A 21,830-nucleotide genomic window follows, 5' to 3' on the forward strand; every position below is an offset into this window, starting at 1 on the left:
AAATTAAAGGAAAATATCTTCAATTGTACCTAAATGAGTTCGTTTATAAGCTTAACAGAAGATATTTTGAAGAAAAATTATTCGATAGGCTAGTAATAGCAGGTATTACAGGGTTATGACAGAAAACGGACAATCAGAAAATAATAATAAGATATGCACAAATTAATTAAAAAAGTTTGGTTTAACAATGTTTAGCTAATTAAAACTTGACTTTTTTAAACTTAAAAAGGGTTATATATTTTTCTAAATGAACGAATGAAAAAATGCATAAAGAAAAAAACTTTTTACAAAAAGTAAAAAGCTTTTAGTCGGGGTGGCAGGATTCGAACCTGCGACCTCCTGCTCCCAAAGCAGGCGCGATAACCGGGCTACGCTACACCCCGAATAATTTCGGAGTGCAAATATAATCTTAATAAACCGTTTTACAAATAATTAATCAAAAAATAAAGTATAAGGTCTTTCTATGGCATTAAGAAGTTCACCAATTCCAACATTTCTGCTTTTTCTAAAAGTTTCTTTACTATCAAAATATACCAAAATTGTTGGTTCAACAAATACATTTAACGATGCAGCTACTTCCGAGGCAAAATTTAAATCTATGGTGTAAAATTTCAATTTGGGAAATTCATTTTCAATAAGTTTTTCGACTTTAGGTTGAAGGGCTTCCCCAACATTACAAGATAAGGTCGAGAAATATAAAACTACAGATTTTTCTTGTTGAAGAATAGAAGAAAGTTGATCTAATGTTGTAATAGAAGTTGTCATTTTTGTATAAATGAATTAGCAAAATTAAGATTAAAATATGACTTTATATGTAACAACTTGGTTGTATTCTTTTTGTTTATAGTAGTATTTTTAAATTGTATAAATAAAGTAATTATTTAGGTTAAATTGGGTTAAATTTGCTAAATAAAACTATTAAAAATTGATATTATGTCTGATTCTATTGAAAGAATAAAATGCTTGATTATTGGTTCTGGTCCTGCTGGATATACGGCTGCAATTTATGCAGCACGTGCTGATCTTATGCCTGTTATGTATACAGGTATGCAAATGGGTGGGCAATTAACCACGACCACTGAAGTTGATAATTTTCCTGGATACCCAAACGGGTCTGATGGAACCGCAATGATGGAAGATTTTAAAAACCAAGCAGAACGATTTGGAACAGATGTTAGATTTGGAGTTGTTACCAGTGTTGATTTTAGCAAAGAAATTGGAGGAATCCATAAAGTGATTGTTGACGGTGAAAAAGTAATTGAGGCAAATACTATCATTATTTCTACAGGAGCTACTGCGAAATATTTAAATATTGAAAGTGAACAACGTTTAATTGGAGGTGGCGTTTCTGCATGTGCAACTTGTGATGGGTTTTTTTATAGAAAACAAGATGTAGTTGTTGTTGGTGCTGGTGATACAGCTGCAGAGGAAGCAACATATTTAGCTAATATTTGTAATAAAGTTACATTGTTGGTGAGAAAAGATTATATGAGAGCTTCTAAAGCTATGCAACATAGAGTTGATAATACTCCTAATATTGAAGTTAGATACAACAATGAAATTGATGAGGTTTTAGGCGATAAAGTTGTTGAAGGAGTTAGAGCAATTAATAATTTAACAGGTGAAAAGGAAGTAATAGATGTAACTGGAGTATTTATTGCAATAGGTCACAAACCCAATACCGACATATTTAAGGGAATTTTAGACATGGACGATACAGGATATTTAATTACGAAAGGAAAATCTACGAAGACTAATTTACCAGGAATTTTTGCGGCTGGAGATGTGCAAGACAAAGAGTACAGACAAGCAGTTACAGCCGCGGGCACTGGATGTATGGCTGCATTAGATGCAGAACGTTATTTAGGTTCATTGCATTAAAATAGTGAAACTGATACAGATTTTTAATTGCTGATTTCAATCAAAAAATTAAACCACTTTTTACAAGTGGTTTTTTATTCTCTTTTATGTAGAGAAGATTTATCGAAAAACTCTGAAATAGTAATTTTTGGGTTGGAGTAAATAAATATTTCTGAAGAATTTCTAGCAAATATTCGTAACGTTTCTGTTGCATTAATATAAGCATTAGAGTTATTATTAGATTTTATTCCAACACTTTTCGATTTAAAATCCTTACTTTTTAAAGTGCTTCCTCCATAGGTTTGAATGTCGGTATTTACAGAAGAACCGGTTAAAGTAACAGAAGATTTATCTAAAGTTTTAATGTCAATACTTTTAGTGTCTATAGTTGCTTTAATATCTGAAGATTCTTCAGATGTAATAAAAACATCGGAACATAAAATTTCTAAAATTAAATTACTTGCCTTTTTAGAGTTTATATGAACCGTTTTAGAATTTAAACGTAAATCAAACTTCGAATAATCAAATGCGTGTAACGCTAAAGAATCTATAATTACTAAATTTTTAGATTTTATAGTTGCTCTGTTGTAAGCAAAAATTTCGTTTAGGTTTTTATTTACAGAAATATGAATAACTAGGTCCTTTTGACGAGAAATTTTTGCACCTAATTTAATAGTTAACACTCCATTAACAGCTTCGGTTATAATTGCATCTTGTAAATTAGAATCTGTTTCTACAGCGACTGACTGGTTTTCATTGTATGACAATAGAATATCTAAATCGTCCATAATCTCTATTACAGAAAAATTAGAAACAGGCCGTTGCTGTACAATAACTTCCTTATTTCCAATTAATTTTTCTTGAGCTTCAATTGAAATGGTTGCTAAAAGAGTAAGTATTATAAAAAACCTCGTTATATTTTTCATTTTTATTCGTTTTTCCAAAATTAAAGAAATAAAATGTATAAGAATAATTTGTTCAATTAAAAATCTTGGTTAAATTTGTCGTTCAATAATGAAAAAAAATACAAATACAAATTGGTGGTGGAACTCTCTTAAACAAAAAGCGAGCTAGAACTACTATTTTTTTATTTCAATATAAAACTAAAAGGACTTATTTCGCGATAAGTCCTTTTTTATTTCAACAAAATGAAAACATTTAAATTTAAAACAATTACCAAACATCAATTATCTGATACAATTACGCCAGTTGGCATGTATTCTAAAATAAGAGATAAATACCCAAATAGCTTGTTATTAGAGAGTTCAGATTACCATAGTAAAGAAGAGAGTTATACTTTTTTATGTGTTGAACCAATAATAACCATAAAGGCGCATGCAACAGAATTTTCATATTATTATAAAAATATGGAGATGGAAAAAAGGAATATTGAAGCTAATTTTTATGAATTATTTGAACAGTATAAAGAAACTGTTGAAGTAGATTGTGATGCTGCGATAAAAGCATTTAATGGATTTTATGGTTATATTTCGTACAATGCAGTGCAATATTTTGATACACTAAAATTGAAAGCCAAAAAAGCAACTTCTGAAATTCCCGATTTTCAATTTAGTTTTTTCAAATTTATTATAGCAATTAATCATTTTAATGATGAATTAACACTTATTGAAAATATTGAAGAAGGTTCAGAATCTCGAATTCATGAAATTGAAACATTGATTAATTCTCGCACATATGGCTTATATAAATTTGAAGCTACTGGTGAAGAATCTTCGAATTGTACTGATAACGAATTTAAAGAAAATATAACAAAAGCAAAACAACATTGTAAACGAGGAGATGTGTTTCAATTGGTACTATCTCGCCAGTTTCAACAAAAATTTTCTGGAGACGAGTTTAATGTTTACAGAGCGTTGAGGTCTATTAATCCTTCACCTTATTTGTTTTATTTTGATTATGGTAGTTTTAAATTAATGGGTTCTTCACCTGAGGCTCAAATAAAAATTAATGAAGAAAAAGCCATAATCAATCCAATTGCAGGTACTTTTAGACGTACTGGTGATATGGCACAAGATATTTTATTGGGCGAAAAATTATCGAATGATAAAAAAGAAAATGCGGAGCATGTAATGTTGGTGGATTTGGCTCGAAACGATTTAAGTAAACATGCGAGTAATGTTACTGTTGAGATTTTTAAAGAAGTTCAATATTTTAGTCATGTAATTCATTTGGTTTCAACAGTTCAAGGAAAACCAAAAGGAAAAGCAATTGAAATAGTTGGAGATACTTTTCCTGCGGGAACTTTAACTGGTGCTCCAAAATTTAAAGCGATGCAGTTAATAGATACGTATGAAAACCAAACTCGTGGATTTTACGGGGGAGCAGTTGGGTTTATTGGGCTTGATAATTCAGTAAATTTGGCAATTGCCATTCGTTCTTTTGTAAGTAAAAACAACACACTTTTCTATCAGGCAGGCGCAGGGATTGTCATAAATTCAACCGAAGAAGGAGAGTTGCAAGAAGTAAATAATAAATTGGCTGCGTTGAAAAAAGCGTTGATTTTGGCCGAAAAAATATAATTTATGAAAAGTTTTCAAGAAAATATAAATAAAAAGTTCCTTCACTTTGGGAAGGTTAGGATAGGCTTATGAAAATTTTAATATTAGATAATTACGATTCATTTACATACAACCTAGTTCATATGGTTGAAGATATTACTGGTGAATATCCTGCTGTTTTTAGAAATGATGAAATTGCAATTGAGGCCATAAATGAATACGATTTAATTATTCTTTCGCCAGGTCCAGGTATTCCAGATGAAGCAGGGATTTTAAAAGAAGTTATTAAAACGTATGCAAGCAAAAAACCAATATTTGGTGTTTGTTTAGGTTTACAAGCAATTACAGAAGTCTTTGGCGGTAGTTTGGAAAATTTAGATGTTGTTTTTCATGGAGTTGCAACAACTATGAGTGTTACAAATGTAGATGCTATCATTTATAAAGGAATTCCATCCAAGTTTGAAGCAGGAAGGTATCATTCATGGATTGCCACAAAAGCAGATTTTCCAGACGAATTAGAAATAACATCGGTTGATGAATTTGGCGATATTATGTCGCTACAACATAAAAAATATAATATTAGTGCCGTTCAGTTTCATCCTGAGTCTATTTTAACACCATTAGGTGAGAAAATGGTTCGGAATTTTATAGAAGCCAATTTAAAATGAAAACAATACTAAATAAATTATTTGAGCAAGAACGCTTAACAAAGGAAGAAGCAAAGCACATTTTAATTGAAATTGCTGGGGAAAAGTTTAATACTTCTCAAATGGCTTCTTTTTTAACAGTTTTTATGATGCGTCCAATTTCAGTAAATGAGTTGGCTGGTTTTAGAGAAGCTCTATTAGAATTGGCTGTAAAAGTTGATTTGTCAGATTTTAATACCATCGATTTATGTGGAACAGGTGGCGATGGAAAAAACACATTTAATATTTCAACATTAACATCATTTGTTGTTGCTGGAACAGGACAAAAAGTTGCAAAACATGGAAATTATGGAGTTTCATCTGTAAGCGGTTCTTCAAATATGTTAGAATTTCTAGGTTATAAATTCACAAATAATGAATCTATTTTAAAATCTCAAATAGAGAATGCGAATATTTGTTTTTTGCATGCACCATTATTTCATCCAGCTATGAAAGCCGTTGGGCCAGTTCGTAAAGAATTAGGTATAAAAACATTTTTTAATATGTTAGGACCGATAGTAAATCCAAGTAATCCACAAAATCAATTAGTTGGAGTTTTTAATTTAGAGGTTGCAAGAGTTTATAATTATTTATTACAAGAGACAACTCAAAATTACGGCATTGTCTACAGTATAGATGGTTATGATGAGATATCTTTAACAAGTGGATTTAAATTATGTACTAAAAATGACGAACAACTAATTACACCAGAAGATTTGGGTTTAAAAAGGTTAGAACAATCTGAAATTTTTGGAGGTGATTCAGTGAAAGAAGCTGCTTCAATTTTTCTTTCAATTTTAGATGGAAAAGGAACTGAGGCACAAAATAATGTAGTTTTGGCAAATGCCGCTTTTGCTTTAAAAATAATTGACAGCAATAAATTGTTTGAAACTGCATTTGAAGAAGCAAAAAATTCATTGTTTGAATTAAAGGCAAAAGAAAGTTTAAAGAAATTAATAGGTTAGGCAAATGAACATTTTAGATAATATAATAGCATATAAAAAGCAAGAAGTAGCTTTGTTAAAACGGGAAGTTTTAATTGAAAAACTAATTAAAAGTCCAGGTTTTAAACGAACGCCAATTTCATTAAAGGAAGCATTAACAATAAAAGGTTCCACAGGAATTATTGCAGAATTTAAACGTCAATCACCTTCGAAGGGCATTATAAACGATAAAGCTTCTATTGTTGATGTTACAATAGGATATTTAGAGGCAAATGTTGCTGCACAATCCATTTTAACAGACACTAACTATTTTGGAGGAAACATTTTAGACATAATGCAGGCTCGAGCGGTTAATGATATTAGACCAATTTTAAGAAAAGATTTTATAGTTGATGGATTTCAAATTGTGGAAGCTAGGGCAATTGGTGCCGATGCTATTTTGCTGATAGCAGCTTGTTTAACTAAGGAAGAACTGAAAAATTACGGAAAATTAGCTGAAGATTTAGGTTTAGAAGTTTTGTATGAAGTTCATAACAAAGAGGAGTTAGATAAAATTGATTTAACTAATAAAATTATTGGAATTAACAACCGTAACTTAAAAACTTTTGAAGTGGATTTAGAACATTCCATAGAATTAGCAAGTCATATTCCAGATAGTTGTATAAAAGTTTCAGAAAGTGGCATTAGCGACCCAAGGATTATAACTGGACTTAAAGAATATGGTTTTCAAGGGTTTTTAATTGGTGAAAATTTTATGAAAACTGATGATCCAGGATTCGCTTGTCAAGAATTTATAAGTCAAATAAGATAAAAATGATAATTAAAGTTTGTGGAATGCGTAATTCAGAAAATATTCAAAGTTTATTGGCTTTGAAACCCGATTTTGTTGGCTTTATTTTCTATAAAAAATCGAAACGTTTTGTAAACGATTTCCCAAAGGTTGATTTTCCAAAAGAAATAAAAAAAGTAGGTGTTTTTGTTAATGAAACCATTGAAGAAGTTTTAAGAATAGTTGAAGAATATAAATTAGAATGCGTTCAGTTACACGGAAATGAGTCACCTGAATATTGTTGGGATTTACGTCGTTCTGAACTTGTTTCAGAATCTCATCGAATAGAAATATTTAAAGCCTTCTCAATAGATGAAAATTTTAATTTCAATAGTACAAATCAATTTGAGAAGAGTTGTGATTACTTTCTATTCGACACAAAAGGAAAGGAATACGGAGGAAATGGTATAAAATTTAATTGGGAAGTGCTTCAAAAATACAAAGGTGAAACGCCTTTTTTATTAAGTGGAGGAATTTCAAAGAACGATGTGCTTGAAATAAAAAAAATAAAACACATTGCTTTTGCAGGAATAGACATTAATAGCGGTTTTGAAATAGAACCGGCTTTAAAAAACATAAGTGATATTAAAGAATTTAAAAACAACTTATTATGAGTTATTTTGTAGATGAAAATGGGTATTATGGTCAGTTTGGAGGTGCTTACATTCCAGAAATGTTATATCCAAATGTAGAAGAATTACGTCAGAAATATTTGACAATTATGTACGAACCTTCCTTTCAAATAGAGTTTCAAAACTTGTTGAAAGAATTTGTTGGTCGACCAACTCCGTTGTATTTTGCAAAACGATTATCGGAAAAATATAACACAAAAATTTACTTAAAACGTGAAGATTTATGCCATACAGGTGCACATAAAGTAAACAATACTATTGGGCAAATTTTAATGGCAAAACGGTTGAAAAAAAACAGAATTATTGCCGAAACAGGAGCAGGGCAACACGGAGTTGCAACTGCCACGGTTTGCGCCTTAATGGGGTTGGAATGTATTGTGTATATGGGAGAAATTGATATCGCTCGTCAGGCACCAAATGTAGCTCGTATGAAAATGTTGGGAGCAACAGTTGTTCCGGCTTTATCAGGAAGCAGAACACTTAAAGACGCTACAAATGAGGCAATTAGAGATTGGATTAACAATCCGGTTGATACGCATTATATCATTGGATCAGTTGTTGGTCCACATCCTTATCCAGATATGGTGGCTCGTTTTCAATCGGTTATTTCAGAAGAAATTAAGTTACAATTAAAAGAAAAAGAAGGCACTGAAAATCCAGATTATGTAATTGCTTGTGTTGGCGGTGGGAGTAATGCTGCTGGAGCTTTTTATCATTATTTAGATGAAGAAAATGTAAAATTAATTGCTGTTGAAGCAGCAGGTTTAGGTATCGATTCTGGTGAAAGTGCTGCGACAAGCGTGTTAGGAAAAGAAGGAATTATTCACGGAAGTAAAACCTTGTTAATGCAGACTAAAGACGGACAAATTACTGAACCTTATTCTATTTCCGCAGGATTAGATTATCCGGGTGTTGGCCCTTTACATGCTCACCTATGTGAATCTAAACGTGCCGAATTTATGGCTGTAACCGATGATGAAGCAATGCAAGCTGGTTTGGAATTGTGTAAGTTGGAAGGCATTATTCCTGCCATTGAAAGCTCGCATGCGTTAGCTGTTTTTGAAAAGAAAAAATTTAAAAAAGATGATGTTGTGGTATTGAATTTGTCTGGAAGAGGTGATAAAGATTTAGATACGTATATTAACTATTTTAAACTGTAAAGTAGATTAAAGAGGATAGAAAATAGAGGATAGGCGGAAACCAAAGAGGGTAGTGGAGAAAAGTTTAAGAGTACTTCAAATCTAATTTTTAACTTCTAACTTATAATATCTCAATATTCAATACTAATATCTCAATACTATAAAAAATGAACAGAATAAATAAAAAATTACAAGAAGATAAAAAACTGTTGTCTATTTATTTTACAGCTGGGTTCCCTCAATTAAGTGACACCATTTCCATAATTGAAGATTTAGAAAAAAGTGGTGTTGATATGATTGAAATTGGATTGCCATTTAGTGATCCTTTGGCTGATGGGCCAACAATTCAGGCAAGTTCAACCACAGCTTTAAAAAATGGAATGACAACAAAAGTGTTATTTGAACAATTAAAAGATATTCGAAAAACAGTTTCAATTCCTTTGATAATTATGGGATATTTTAACCCAATAATGCAATATGGCATAGAAGCTTTCTGTAAAAAATGTACTGAAATTGGAATTGATGGATTGATTATTCCTGATTTACCTGTTAAAGAATATACTGAAAATTACAAAATTATTTTTGAGAAATATGGCTTGGTAAATGTATTCTTAATTACACCTCAAACTTCAAATGACCGCATTAAATTTATTGATGAAATTTCAGAGGGATTTATTTATATGGTGAGTTCTGCTAGTGTTACTGGAACAAAAAATATTTTTGGAGATTCGCAAAATTCTTATTTTGAACGTATTGCATCTATGAATTTAAAAGCCCCTCAAATTATTGGTTTTGGAATTTCAAATGCTGAAACTTTTCAACAAGCGACGAAATTTGCAAAAGGTGCAATTATAGGTTCAGCATTTATAAACCATTTGAATAGAAATGGCACAAAATTAATAGATAAATTTATTGCTGAAATTCGTTAAATTAAAACGTGGAATTTAATTAACTTTTAATAATTTTATATCAAATAGTAAGACAGAGCCTCCGGGAATTCCATTTCTATCAGTACTACCATAACCTAATTGTGATGGAATTAGTAGCATTCCTTCACCTCCTTCATTAAAATAGGTGATACCTTCTGTCCAACCTTTTATAACTTGTTGCAAATTAAATGAAATACCAGCTGCATTACTTTGATCAAAAACAGTTCCATTTATGAAGTACCCTTTGTAACTTACAGTAACATTAGAATTACTAGACGGTTTTGCACCTTCTCCTTGCTTATTAATCACATAATACAAACCAGTACTGCTTTTTTGTGCAGTTAAATTATGGTCTTTTATGTACTTAATAATGTCAGCTTCTGTTTGAGGATTGCTATTAGATTCGTTATTATTGCAAGAAACAAAAAGGATTATTAGAAGTAGAGATACAAATGATTTCATAAAATTGTTTTTTTAGTTTGCGAATATAGGATAATTCAAATTAATCAAAAAATATAGGTACTACATAACTTAATTATCATTTAATTTGTAAATGAAATTTTAGAGTAATATCTTTAAAACCAAACTAAAAAAATAAATTTATGGAATTACCAAAAAGGGCTGGAAATGCTCCTATTAAAATTGAATTGGAAGAAGGAAAGAAATATGCCTGGTGTACATGTGGCTTGTCTGAGAGCCAACCATTTTGTGATGGAAAACACAAAGGACAAGGTATGAGCCCCCAAGTATTTGAAGCTAAGCAAACAGAATCTAAACATTTGTGTACCTGTAAAGAAACTAAAAACGGTCCATTTTGTGACGGTTCTCATAAATAATTTAAAACCTAATTTAAGTCGCAAGACCCCAAATTTAACATTGTTGAATTTGGGGTCTTACTTTTATAGTTAGTCATCTCATTGTTTAATTCTTTTAACTTTAAATTTTAGCTGTATTTGTTCCAAGCCATTAAGAAATAGGACGTAAATTTGCCAGTTACTTATAATTTTATGTTAGAATCAATAAAAAGATTTTTTAAAAGTTTAGATTTTTTAAAAAGTATTGTTATTACTACAGCAATGCTTGTACCTGTATTTTTAAGTGGGTATTATTTAAATGATATTCACATTGGTTTTAGCATGGCTTTAGGTGTATTGTTTTGTTCTCCAACCGATGTTCCAGGTAGTAATAAACACGTTTTTTATGGAATTTTTATAGCAGCCATATTATCTTTTAGTTTAACGTATCTTTTTGGCGCTATTGCTGGAATTTTATGGATTTTATTACCCTTATTAGGAATTTTTGTGTTTTTTGTTTCTTATATTTCAGTTTTTGGTTTTAGAGCTTCATTAATATCATTTGTGGGCTTGATGGCAATCGTTTTAAGTTTTGTAAATGATTATACCGAAGTAAATTTGTTTAAACATTCCTTATTAATTGGTCTGGGTGGATTCTGGTATTTGGCTCTCACTTATATAAAAACTATTTTATTTCCAAAAATTCAAACAGAGCAATTGTTTATTAAAACCATTGAGAAAACTGCATCATATTTAAAAATTCGTGCTCAATTGATTGTTTCTTCTATTAACAGAAAAGAACTTTTAAAAAAGTTATTCGATTTGCAAATTGAGATTAACGAACAGCATGAAACTATACGTGAAATTATTTTAACTACAAGAAGTAAATCGGGGTTTTCAAATAAAACAAGAAGACAACAATTACTATTCTCTCAACTGGTTGATATTTTAGAACTCGCAATTTCCAATTCGGTAGACTATGTTAAATTTGATAAAGTTTTTATAAATCATAAAGAAAAGGTATTTCTTTTTAGAGATTTAATTGAAGCAATGGCAAATCAATTAATTCATATTTCAAAAGTTATAAGAAAGGAAGAAAAATTACAAGAAAATAAATTATTCACCACTTTATTGCTGAACATTGACAATGCGATTGATAGTTATAAAAATTCGATTGGTTTGCCTAAAGCAAGAATTGGAACTATTATGTTGTTAAACCTTAAAAATTATCAAGAAAAGCAAGTCCAAAATATTATTTCCATGGAACGCATTTTGAATAATTACACTAATAATGAGACTATTTTAAGCGAAAAAGAAGCGAATCGATTTATAACGACTCAGGATTATGATTTTAAAAAATTTATAGAAAATTTAAGTTTTGATTCGCCCATTTTTAAACATTCATTGCGGTTGGCAGTTATTGTAGTTATTGGTTTTGTAGTTGGAACCTTATTTTCTATGCAAAATCCGTATTGGATATTAATTACTATTGTTGTAATAATGAGACCTAGTTTTGGGTTAACAAAAGAGCGATCCATCCAAAGAGTAATAGGTACCGTAATTGGAGCTTTAATTGCTTCGGTTGTAATTTTAAGTACACAAAATACTGTAATTTATGGCGTAATTGCAGTAATATCCTTGCCTCTTGCATTTTCATTTATTCAATTAAATTATAGAAATGCTGCAATTTTTATAACTCTTAATGTTGTTTTTATATATGCCATGGTTGAACCTAATATTTTAGAATTGATAAAATTTAGGGTTATAGACACCTTAATTGGTGCAACATTATCATTTTTAGCAATGTATTTTTTATGGCCATCTTGGCAGGTTCAAAGTATGCAGAGTTATTTTTTAAAAGCCATCAAATCCAATCAAAAATTTTTAAAGGAAATTGCCACTTTTTATCGTAACAAGGGAGAAATAACTACAAGTTATAAATTGAGTAGAAAAGATGCTTTTTTAAAGGTAGGAGATTTAAATGCGGCATTTCAGCGGTTGAATCAAGATCCTAAATCGAAACAAACTGAGCTTTCTACAATTTATGAAATAACCGTTTTTAGCAATACCTTTTTGTCTTCACTAACCTCGTTAGGTACTTATATTAGAAATAATAAAACATCGAATGCACCAATAGAATTTGATGTCTTTATTGAAAATATATGTTCTAATCTTAACGTAGTTATCAGTATTTTGGAAGGAAACGACCAACAACATAAAAGTTCTATGATTACAGTACAGGAAGCTGAAAATTCTTACGATAATAGCTTTTCAAAACTTTCAAAAAAAAGAGATATTGAATTAGAAAGTGGAGTTGAGTTAACAGCTTCTATCGGATTAAAATTGAAGGAAACAGTATTAGTTTCTGAACAATTGAAATGGTTGTATAATTTGTCAGAAAAATTGATTACTTCAGCCAAAAAATACAAATCGAAAAGTTAACTTATTATTTAACTTTCTCACCATTTAAATATGTTTTCAATACTTTAATTAAAGGAATTTTAGAGGGTTCAATTTCCATAATATTTTGGTCTAGAATAATAAAATCAGCAAATTTACCCACTTCAATACTTCCTTTTTCTTTTTCTTCAAAATTAGAATATGCAGCCCATATGGTCATTCCTCTTAACGTTTCTTCCCTTGTTAATGCATTTTCCATTTGAAATCCGTTTTCGGGATAATTATTTAAATCTTTTCGAACAACAGCAGCATAAAAAGTTAAAAACGGACTCACTTGTTCTACAGGAAAATCGGTTCCTAAAGCAATTTTACCATAGGTGCTTAATAAGTCCTTAAAAGCATAAGCACCTTTAATTCTTTCTGATCCAATTCTGTCTTCTGCCCAATACATATCTGAAGTCGCATGGGTTGGTTGCACCGAAGGTAAAATATTATTGAAATATTGAAAATCTAGCTTATCAATAATTTGTGCATGTTCAATTCTCCAGCGTCTGTCTTTTTTATCCTTTAAAACATCTATATATGTTTTTAACATTACATAATTAGCAGCATCGCCAATAGCATGTGTGTTCATTTGAAAATTTGAAGCAGCAATTTTTTCTGCATAACTTTTTAATTTTTCAAGTGGCGTTACCATTGCTCCAAAGTGATTGAGTTGATCGCTGTACGATTTTTTCATTGCGGCTCCTCGAGATCCCAAAGCTCCATCAGCATATACTTTAAAGGAGCTCACATTTAACCTGTCAGTTTTTAAAATTCCTTTTTTCGTATAGTAATCAATGCTTTCATCGCTAACTGAAACCATAGCATAAATTCTCATTTTTAAATCTCCAGTTTTTTGTAAACTGTCAATTAATTCGATTGTTTCTTTGGATAAACCTGCGTCATCAACTGTTGTTAAACCTAATTCAAAACAAATTTTTTCTGCATCTTTTAATGCTTGAATTTGTTCTTTTGTGGAAGGTTGTGGAATATTATCTTCAATAAGTTCCATTGGGCCATCTATAAAAATACCTGTAAGTTTTCCATTTTTTTGAAGTATAAAACCACCTTCAGCATTTGTATTTATAGTAACTCCTGCCAAATCTATTGCAGCCTGATTTACCAATAAGGCGTGACCATCAATTCGTGAAACAGCTATTGGTGTATTTGGAAATAATTTATCTAATTTTTCTTTTGTTGGAAACTCCTTTACTTCCCAATCGTTTTGATCCCAACCGCGACCTGTAATATAGGGTACATTTTTTTCTTTTTGAAAATCTACAATGCGTTGTATTACTTCATCAAAACTGGTTGTACCACTTAAATCTACTTTTTGTTGTTGCAATCCTAAACCAAAAAAATGACAATGTGCATCTATAAAACCTGGTAAAATTGTTTTTCCTTCGGCGTCAATTACATGAGAAGATTTATAAGCTGATTGCATTTCTTCGGAGGTTCCAACGGCTATTATTTTTCCATTTTTAATGGCAAATGCATCAGTAATATCAAATTGATCATTTACAGTATAAACTTTTGCATTTATAACCAATGTATCAACGTTTTCCTTTGATTTGCAAGAAAATAAGAGGGTAATAATAAGTGCTGTAACTATATTTTTCATTTTAATTAAGTTTTTTTAAGGAAGATATTTATCTAATAAATAAATTAAAGAAGCCATAGAAGCAGCTCCTAATTCTAGTTCGCGTTTATTTACTTTATCAAAAGTGTCTGTTGCCGCATGATGATAATCAAAATAGCGTTGGGAATCTGGTCTATAACCAAATAATGAAATAGTATCAGATTTTAACGGACCAATATCTGCGCCGCTTCCACCTGGTTGTATTTCGTGTAATCCGTAAGGTGAGAGCAATGGTTTCCAACTCATAAATAAATCATGATTTTTTTTACTGTCGAATGTAAAACCTCTAGGCGTAAATCCACCGGAATCAGATTCTAACGCAGCAATATGATTTTCATTATTCAGTTTTGCTTCTTCAGCATATTTTCTTCCTCCTTGTAAGCCATTTTCTTCATTCATAAATAAAACGACTCTTATCGTATGTTTTGGTTTTATACCATTTAATTTAAATAAGCGAAGTACTTCAATAGATTGCACAACTCCTGCGCCATCATCATGTGCCCCATCGCCAATATCCCAAGAGTCTAAATGGCCACCAACAGTAATATATTTTTCTGGAAATTCACTTCCTTTTAGTTCTCCAATTACATTAAAAGAGGGAGCATCTGGTAATGTTTGACAGTTTTGTTTGAAGTAAAATTTTAAAGTCGGATGCTCTTTTAATTTTTCACTTAATAAATTGGCAGCTAACGTGCTTATTGCAGCAGTTGGTACTTTCTCAGTTTCCGATAAATCGCCGTAACTCATAGCCCCAGTATGTGGAAAGTCATCTAAACTATGGGTCATTGAACGCACGATAACTCCTAAAACTCCATATTTCCCACAAACTTCAGCCCCACTATATCGCTGCCCTGCACAGCCGCTATAAGCTTTGAAGGTTTGAATGTAAGTATCATCAAATGCTCCGTTGAAAAAAACGATTTTTCCTTTTAAATCTGAACCTTTTGCTTCTGCTTCCTTTAAACTTTTTACCTCAATAATTTCACCTGTTATTCCATTTAAAGGTGTTGCAATGGATCCGCCCAATGCGCAGATAGCGACATCAAATTTATCGTTTCCAACTGTAAAATATGCAACTTCTTTTTTACCTCGCACCCAATGCGGAACCATTACAGGTTGTAACCACACTTTATCTAAATTTAGACCGTAGAGTATTTTATTTCCCCACTCAACAGCTTGTTGAGCTTGTGGTGATCCAGATAATCTGCCTCCAATTTTGTTTGAAAGGTGATCCAACCATTCATAACTTTTACCATTTGACAAAGCTGTATTGAATAATTGTTTTATAGTTGTGGAGTCTGTCTTTTGTACCTGACTTAAAACAAGATTTTGACTAATTGATTTTTCGGACAAAATTGCCAAAAAAGAAAAACTAATGGTAGTGATAAAATGTTTCAAATTTATATAATTTTATGAAAGCTAAAACTACATAAAAAAGTTGAAATTAAGATTTCATAATGTTACAAATCAAATTTATAGGTGATACCCGCAAAAATTTGTGCAGATTGAACTTTATAATTCACATATTTTTTATAAGAAGTTCCTAACGCATTATTCATTTTTGCAAATGCCATTAATCTATCAGAGAAATGATACCCTACATTTAAATTTAGGTCAATAAAAGCATCATTTGTTGTAATAAATCCTGAATTTTCTGTTAATCCAAACGGGATAATAAAGTCTTTGGTTGAGCTGTTAAAATATAATTTAGCTCCTGAAAACCATTTTTTTGTCTCATAATCAGCTGAAATAGTTGCAGTTAAATTTGGTAAATTCCATGCTTCTAATTCATTTGAAGTGTCGTAATTATTGTAATTTATAGCTCCTGTTAAATTAAATTCTTTAGAAACATTAAAATTTAACTCTCCATAAAATCCTAAATTAGTGACAGTATCATAAACAACTCCAAAAGAGTTCCCAGCAGCATACCCTTTTAAAACTGGAATAGTTCCATCAGTTTTAGTCTGATTTTGTACAAAAAGTGGTTTGTTTTCTTCTTGGGCATAATTAACTTTTAAGTGATAACTAAAATTGGAGGCTAATTTTCCTTTTGCACCAACATACGCTTGGTATTTTAAATTAGTTAGCTGTATATTTAAAGTTGGTGAAACAAATAAGTTTTCAGATGCAAAATTGGCATAGGAATTTTGTTTTAAATCACCTTCAACACCTGCTATCATAATAAAAATATCATCCACAATTTTAAGGGATGTATGAACATTTGGATAGGCATAAAATTTATTCGTTTGATGTTCGAGATCATTTGCATATATTAATTTAGCTCCTAAATTAAGTGTAAAATTTTCTCGAAGAACTTCAAAATTTGGATTAAAACCAAGATTCAAGAAACTGTAGTTTATTTGATCTGTCGCTAAGTAATTTTCATCAAATTGCCCTGTAAGAATATCCACCATAAATTCTCCGTTTATAAGCTCTGTCGAAATTGGGAATTCAAATTTTGGTTTTGCAACTAATCTAATTTCATTGCTTCCATAATCATCGTTAAAAGTTACAAGTTCAGCTGTTGCACCCTGAAAAAAAGAGTTTTCCATTTCAATTTTTCCACCAGCATAAAATTTAGAATAAATCTGCTTTTCATTCATAGCATCAATAACTGCATTATTAAAAATAATAGAAGATGGAACTCCATAATAATTTTGAATTTGCCTTTGAAAACCAGCATTTATTTGCCAGGTATTGTACTTTGCAAATTGTTTGTAATACGCATCAATACGGGTATCAGAAAAGTTATCATCTAATTGTAAATCTTTAATACCACCTTGCGATGAGTAGTGATTGATAAAAACCCCAAAATCATTAGAACGAGGTTTTCCTGAACGCAAGAAAGCCTCAAAAATCGGACTTGTATAATTACCAAAACCTGCTAAAATGTAATTTTTAAAAAGACGGTCTTTAGGTTCACGAGCAATATTTTGGGCTGTTCCTTTTACAGGTGAAAATGTTGATGCAACAGGAACAGAAAATATAGTATAGGATACTTTTTCTTTGGAAGATGCAGTGGCATTATCTGTGGTAGGGTTAGACGTTATTTTAAAAGCATCTGAAATAGTTGGTGTATAAGGTTTTTCAACAATGATTTCTTCAGTTTTTAAGGTGTCTTTTTTAACTTGTGAAAAGGTTAAAACACCCGATAAAAGTAAAATAGAAGTTATAAGAAACTTTTGCATGTTTTTATGTTTATTCGTTTATTTCCAATCCAAACCCTTATTAAAAAGGATTTTTTATGAATTATTAGTTTTTTATTGATTCGTTGGTTTTGGCTTGTTCTGTTTTAATAGCCTTTAATTCTGTTTTAGCTTCTTCAACAACTTCAGAAAACTGCGAAAAATTAGTAATTACACTTTCTAGAATGTACGTTGCCTGAAATGCATCTTTCAATTGATGATGATTTTTAGCCATTACAACTAACCCTTTTGCAGCCCAATATTTGTAGGCTCCAAAGTCAGCCGCAATTTGTTGAACTATTTGGTTAGAAACTTCATAATTACCATTACTATTTTCAAAAAACGCCTTGTAATAAAGGGATTCTGCTTTTACTTCACCGGATGCAATTTTTTCAACTTCTTTATATGCAGCGCGAGCTTTTGATAAATTTGAAGTTTTAATTGCCGAACGTGCAATTATTAAATGAGCATCAGATTTTATGCGAGTTTCTAATTTTGCATTTTGTAAAACAATTTCGGCGTAATTAACAGCTTGATCATAATTTTTAGCTTCATAATATCCTTTCATTAAATTAGATTGAGCAAATGTCGTATTTTGAGAAGAATTAGATTCTTTTTCCAATCGTTCTAAAATTGGAATAGCATTTTTCCAATCATTATTTTTTAAATATATGAGTGCCAATTGCGATAATGAAATTTCACTAAACTCATTTGATTCTTCTTTAACCACGCTAGTATAATGTAAGATGGCTTCAGCTAAATTATTTTGAGAAAATAAGGATTGTGCTGCGTAAAAATGAGCCTTTAATTTGTGTATACCGTTTGGAAAACTTTGCAAATATTTTTGGAAGCCTGTAATTGCTTTGCTGTGGTTGCCTTGTAAGAATTGTTTTTCGGCAGATTCATAAGTGTCGTTATCTAATTCAGCATCTGATACATTAACAAAATTAATTCCTTTAACCCAAGTGGCATATTCATCTACACGACCTAAATCTACATAAATTTGACGTGTGTTTTTAACCGCTTGTTTAGATTCGGCAGTGTTTGGATATTTTGAAACAATACTTTTAAAGGTTGCTATGGCTTGTTCATTTTTATCAGTATTGTAATAAATTAATCCCTTTTTAAGCATAGATTTAGAAACCAACGTGCTTTTTGGATATGATGTAATTAATTGATCAAAATTTTCGAGAGCCAATCTATGATCATTCTTTTTAAAATAAGTATCGCCTAAAATATAAAGAGCATCGTCTTTATAAGCCGATCTTTGAAACGTTTTTATAAAGGAATTAAGTTCTTTAATTTTCGCCGTTTCGTTGTTTGTTAGACCATAACTAATAGCTTTTTGAAAATGTGCATAATCCGAATCTGCCCCATTTCTTTCAATTACTTTGGTATAATATGTAATGGCGTCATTATATTTTCGAGAAACAAAATAAGCATCCCCAACTCTTAAATACGCATCATTTATTTTTAATTTGTCTTGCGAATTTTTGTTTATAAATTTTTTGAATGAATCAATAGCCGAGCTATAATCTAATTTTTTGTAATTAGCATACCCAAGGTTGTAATATAAGTTTTCATATTCTGGTGTTGAAGATGAAATTGATAGTTTTTCAAAAGATTCAAAATCGAAAAGAGATGCGCTAAAATTATTCAATCTGTAATTAGATTCTCCTTTCCAAAATGTTGCACGAGCGGTTAATTTTGGATCAGTAGGTTCTGAAATTGAATTTTCAAATGATTGTTTTGCAGCAGAAAAATCTCCGTCGTTAAAAAGTTCAACACCTCTAAAAAATGCTGCCATTTGATATAATTTTTTTTCTTTTGCAGTTTTTTTATTTTTCAAATAGTCTAACGCTCCAGCATAATCTTTGGAGGTTATGTAACTACTTATAATTAATTCATTTATCTCATTTTTATGGGTTGAATTTGGGTACAGCGAAATAAATTCTTTCAATACTTCGGGTACACTTTTATAAGGGTTACCAATGTCGTAACTTATTTTGGCGTAATTTAACCAAGCATCCTGTTGAATCTCTGGTGAAAAATTCATTGAAGAAGCATTTTTAAACGCATTTAATGCTTCTTGCTTTTTGTCTAATTTTAAGTAACATTCTCCCAAATGATAATATGCATTCTGAGCTACATGATTTGAACCTTCAATAATTTTATTGAACGTACTAACTGCATTTTCAAAATCATTTTGTTTGTAATAAGAATAGCCTAATAAATAGTAATCTGTATTGTTCCATTTCCCTCTTTTTCCTTTGTAATTTTTAAGGTGAGTTATAGCGCTGGTATAATTTTTTAAATTGAAATAACTTTCGCCTACAATTTTTGAAATTTCTGAATGTTCAAGTCCTTTGGCGCTTGAAAGAAGAGGAAGACCATGTTCCAAGGCTTTGTCGAACTTTCCAAGTTTAAAATTCATATCAGCCAAATAATAAGATACATCTGTTTTAAAGGAAGAATCTTCCACAACTTCACTTAAATATTTATCGGCTGTTTCGTAATCATCTTGGTTATATGCGATATATCCGTAATAATATTTAGCCTTTGCGCCATATTCTGCTGAATCTAATAATGGTAAAAAATAATTTTTAGCCTTAGCATAATTTTTTGTTGCAAAAAGTGCGTAAGCATAATTAAAATTAAATTCTTCTTCTTGTTTAAAGGTTAAATTTGGGGTACTAACTCGTGCATACCATTTAGTTGCATAAGCATATTTACCAATTTTAAAATAATAATCAGCAACTTCTAAAAAGGCACCATTTCGTTTAGTACTTGTTGGATATTTTTCAACAAATTGGATCATTAAATCATCTGCATTCGGTTGTTCAAGCTTTATAGCACAATAAGCAGCATAATATTCACAATTAGCTTTTAATTCGGACGAATAATCAAATTGACTTTTTAAAATGTCAAATTGTTGTTGCGCTGCCATATAGGCTTTGCTCTGATATAGAGAAACTGCGTGATTATATTCTTTTAAATAATGGGTATTAATAGTAGATTGTTGAGCAGATATTGAGTGTATTACAAGGATTGCTATAACCTGAAGAATAACTTTTTTAAAATTCATTTCTTTTAAAATTGAATGGATTTAATGTATTAACTAATAACGCAAATATCTGACGAAATTGCCTTCTTTTCTAAATAATTTTATAATAACTTGTTAAATGATATAAGAAATAATTCGAAATATAGCGTTCATAAGAATAAAATGTTAAATCTTATATATAAGGATTTAAGGATATGTTTGTTTTAAGTTGAAACTTTACATTTAAATAAGTATTTTTGCTAAAAACATTATTCTATGCCAGAAGCTGTATTAACCTTGCAAGGAGCTCAAATATTTCAAAGGGAAAATTTAATTTTATCAGATGTTAATTTGTTAATAAATAAAGGGGAATTTGTATATTTAATTGGAAAAACTGGTAGCGGAAAAAGTAGTTTAATGAAAACGTTATATGGCGAATTACCTCTTGAAAAAGGGAAGGGTTCTATTGTAGGTTTCGATTTAAATGAATTAAAAGAGAGTGAAATTCCTTTTTTAAGAAGAAAACTGGGTGTAGTTTTTCAAGATTTTAATCTTTTGAATGATAGAAACGTTTTTAGTAATTTGCATTTTGTTTTAAAAGCAACAGGTTGGAAAGACGAGATGTTAATGAAAGATAAAGTTAATGAAGTTTTAGGCAAAGTGGGTATGGAGACTAAAGGGTTTAAAATGCCATATCAATTATCGGGAGGAGAGCAACAAAGAGTTGGTATAGCTCGTGCATTATTAAATGATCCAGATTTAATTTTAGCCGATGAGCCTACTGGAAATTTAGACCCTGTTACTTCAGTGGGGGTTTTAAATGTTTTGAAAGAAATTCACGATAGTGGCAAAACCATATTAATGGCTACTCATGATTATGCCCTAATATTAAAATTTCCTTTTAAAACGCTTAAATGTGAAGGAGGTGAATTGTTTGAAGTTCAGCAAAAGAGTTCAGCGGCACATAAATAAAATGGTTAACATTAAAATATTGCAGATTTTTTATTATTATTTAATATCTCAACTAAATTTTATAAATAATATTCAAACATAAGTAATAAGAATAAAATAATGTCGTATTTTATTGCGTATATATAATAATTTTCGTATATTTATCTCATTATGAGATATATAACACTTAAAAATGAAGAGATTGAGGTATTGGAATACCTTCATCGGAATAGCCCTA

General features: G+C 30.5%; 18 protein-coding genes, 1 tRNA gene and 1 pseudogene. 12 read left to right on the top strand and 8 right to left on the bottom strand.

Features of this window, described 5'->3' with window-relative positions:
• Positions 1-119: pseudogene (locus Q8S45_RS07270) on the top strand (IS1595 family transposase); the annotation flags it as partial.
• A gap of 189 nt (positions 120-308) precedes the next feature.
• Here Q8S45_RS07270 and Q8S45_RS07275 read toward each other — a convergent pair.
• A tRNA-Pro gene (locus tag Q8S45_RS07275) sits at positions 309-383 on the bottom strand.
• Positions 384-432: 49 nt separating this feature from the next.
• Entirely contained in the window at positions 433-765 is a 333-nt protein-coding gene (locus Q8S45_RS07280; RefSeq protein WP_305602989.1) for a thioredoxin family protein, read from the bottom strand.
• A 168-nt stretch (positions 766-933) separates the two neighbouring features.
• Here Q8S45_RS07280 and trxB point away from each other — a divergent pair, with 168 nt between their 5' ends.
• A complete protein-coding gene (gene trxB, locus Q8S45_RS07285) occupies positions 934-1,881 on the top strand; it encodes a thioredoxin-disulfide reductase (protein WP_305602992.1) in 948 nt (315 codons plus the stop codon).
• A gap of 74 nt (positions 1,882-1,955) precedes the next feature.
• Here the strand turns inward: trxB and Q8S45_RS07290 are convergent, their stop codons facing one another.
• Complete coding sequence (locus tag Q8S45_RS07290; protein WP_305602995.1) at positions 1,956-2,786, bottom strand: GIN domain-containing protein; 831 nt, start codon at positions 2,784-2,786, stop codon at positions 1,956-1,958.
• Positions 2,787-3,008: 222 nt separating this feature from the next.
• On the opposite strand from Q8S45_RS07290, the gene Q8S45_RS07295 reads away from it, so the two are divergent.
• From Q8S45_RS07295 to trpA, 7 genes are all read left to right on the top strand, one after another.
• Positions 3,009-4,400 carry an anthranilate synthase component I family protein gene (locus Q8S45_RS07295; RefSeq protein WP_305602998.1) on the top strand — a complete coding sequence of 464 codons (1,392 nt, stop codon included), beginning with the start codon at positions 3,009-3,011 and terminating at the stop codon, positions 4,398-4,400.
• A 68-nt stretch (positions 4,401-4,468) separates the two neighbouring features.
• On the top strand, positions 4,469-5,047 hold the full coding sequence (locus tag Q8S45_RS07300) for an aminodeoxychorismate/anthranilate synthase component II (RefSeq protein WP_305603000.1): 579 nt from the start codon (positions 4,469-4,471) through the stop codon (positions 5,045-5,047).
• Entirely contained in the window at positions 5,044-6,030 is a 987-nt protein-coding gene (trpD, locus tag Q8S45_RS07305) for an anthranilate phosphoribosyltransferase (RefSeq protein WP_305603003.1), read from the top strand. Before Q8S45_RS07300 ends, trpD begins: the two co-directional genes overlap by 4 nt.
• Positions 6,031-6,034: 4 nt before the next feature.
• On the top strand, positions 6,035-6,820 hold the full coding sequence (gene trpC, locus Q8S45_RS07310; protein WP_305603006.1) for an indole-3-glycerol phosphate synthase TrpC: 786 nt from the start codon (positions 6,035-6,037) through the stop codon (positions 6,818-6,820).
• Between the two features lie 2 nt (positions 6,821-6,822).
• Positions 6,823-7,452, top strand: a complete 630-nt coding sequence (locus Q8S45_RS07315; RefSeq protein WP_305603008.1) for a phosphoribosylanthranilate isomerase — start codon at positions 6,823-6,825, stop codon at positions 7,450-7,452.
• Positions 7,449-8,630, top strand: coding sequence for a tryptophan synthase subunit beta (gene trpB / locus Q8S45_RS07320; RefSeq protein ID WP_305603011.1), 1,182 nt, complete (start codon positions 7,449-7,451; stop codon positions 8,628-8,630). The genes Q8S45_RS07315 and trpB overlap by 4 nt, the downstream gene beginning before the upstream one ends.
• Positions 8,631-8,776: 146 nt before the next feature.
• Entirely contained in the window at positions 8,777-9,538 is a 762-nt protein-coding gene (gene trpA / locus Q8S45_RS07325) for a tryptophan synthase subunit alpha (protein WP_305603014.1), read from the top strand.
• Positions 9,539-9,553: 15 nt separating this feature from the next.
• Here the strand turns inward: trpA and Q8S45_RS07330 are convergent, their stop codons facing one another.
• Complete coding sequence (locus Q8S45_RS07330) at positions 9,554-10,000, bottom strand: FKBP-type peptidyl-prolyl cis-trans isomerase (protein ID WP_305603017.1); 447 nt, start codon at positions 9,998-10,000, stop codon at positions 9,554-9,556.
• Positions 10,001-10,140: 140 nt separating this feature from the next.
• Here Q8S45_RS07330 and Q8S45_RS07335 point away from each other — a divergent pair, with 140 nt between their 5' ends.
• The gene (locus Q8S45_RS07335) at positions 10,141-10,374 is read left to right on the top strand and encodes a CDGSH iron-sulfur domain-containing protein (protein ID WP_305603020.1); all 234 of its coding nucleotides are present in this window, start codon (positions 10,141-10,143) and stop codon (positions 10,372-10,374) included.
• Between the two features lie 171 nt (positions 10,375-10,545).
• Complete coding sequence (locus Q8S45_RS07340) at positions 10,546-12,774, top strand: FUSC family protein (RefSeq protein WP_305603023.1); 2,229 nt, start codon at positions 10,546-10,548, stop codon at positions 12,772-12,774.
• A gap of 4 nt (positions 12,775-12,778) precedes the next feature.
• On the opposite strand, the gene Q8S45_RS07345 is transcribed toward Q8S45_RS07340, so the two are convergent.
• The 4 genes from Q8S45_RS07345 to Q8S45_RS07360 form a co-directional block, all read right to left on the bottom strand.
• Positions 12,779-14,395 (bottom strand): amidohydrolase, encoded by a 1,617-nt coding sequence (locus Q8S45_RS07345; RefSeq protein ID WP_305603025.1) that lies wholly within the window; start codon positions 14,393-14,395, stop codon positions 12,779-12,781.
• A gap of 15 nt (positions 14,396-14,410) precedes the next feature.
• Complete coding sequence (locus Q8S45_RS07350) at positions 14,411-15,811, bottom strand: M20/M25/M40 family metallo-hydrolase (protein WP_371132995.1); 1,401 nt, start codon at positions 15,809-15,811, stop codon at positions 14,411-14,413.
• A gap of 62 nt (positions 15,812-15,873) precedes the next feature.
• Complete coding sequence (locus tag Q8S45_RS07355; protein ID WP_305603028.1) at positions 15,874-17,601, bottom strand: TonB-dependent receptor; 1,728 nt, start codon at positions 17,599-17,601, stop codon at positions 15,874-15,876.
• 64 nt (positions 17,602-17,665) lie between these two features.
• Positions 17,666-20,683 (bottom strand): tetratricopeptide repeat protein, encoded by a 3,018-nt coding sequence (locus Q8S45_RS07360; RefSeq protein WP_305603031.1) that lies wholly within the window; start codon positions 20,681-20,683, stop codon positions 17,666-17,668.
• A gap of 234 nt (positions 20,684-20,917) precedes the next feature.
• Between Q8S45_RS07360 and Q8S45_RS07365 the strand changes: the two genes are divergently transcribed.
• Entirely contained in the window at positions 20,918-21,613 is a 696-nt protein-coding gene (locus tag Q8S45_RS07365) for a cell division ATP-binding protein FtsE (RefSeq protein ID WP_305603033.1), read from the top strand.
• Positions 21,614-21,830: the final 217 nt, after the last annotated feature.

The sequence above is a fragment of the Lutibacter sp. genome (genome assembly GCF_030692605.1).
Classification (GTDB): domain Bacteria; phylum Bacteroidota; class Bacteroidia; order Flavobacteriales; family Flavobacteriaceae; genus Lutibacter.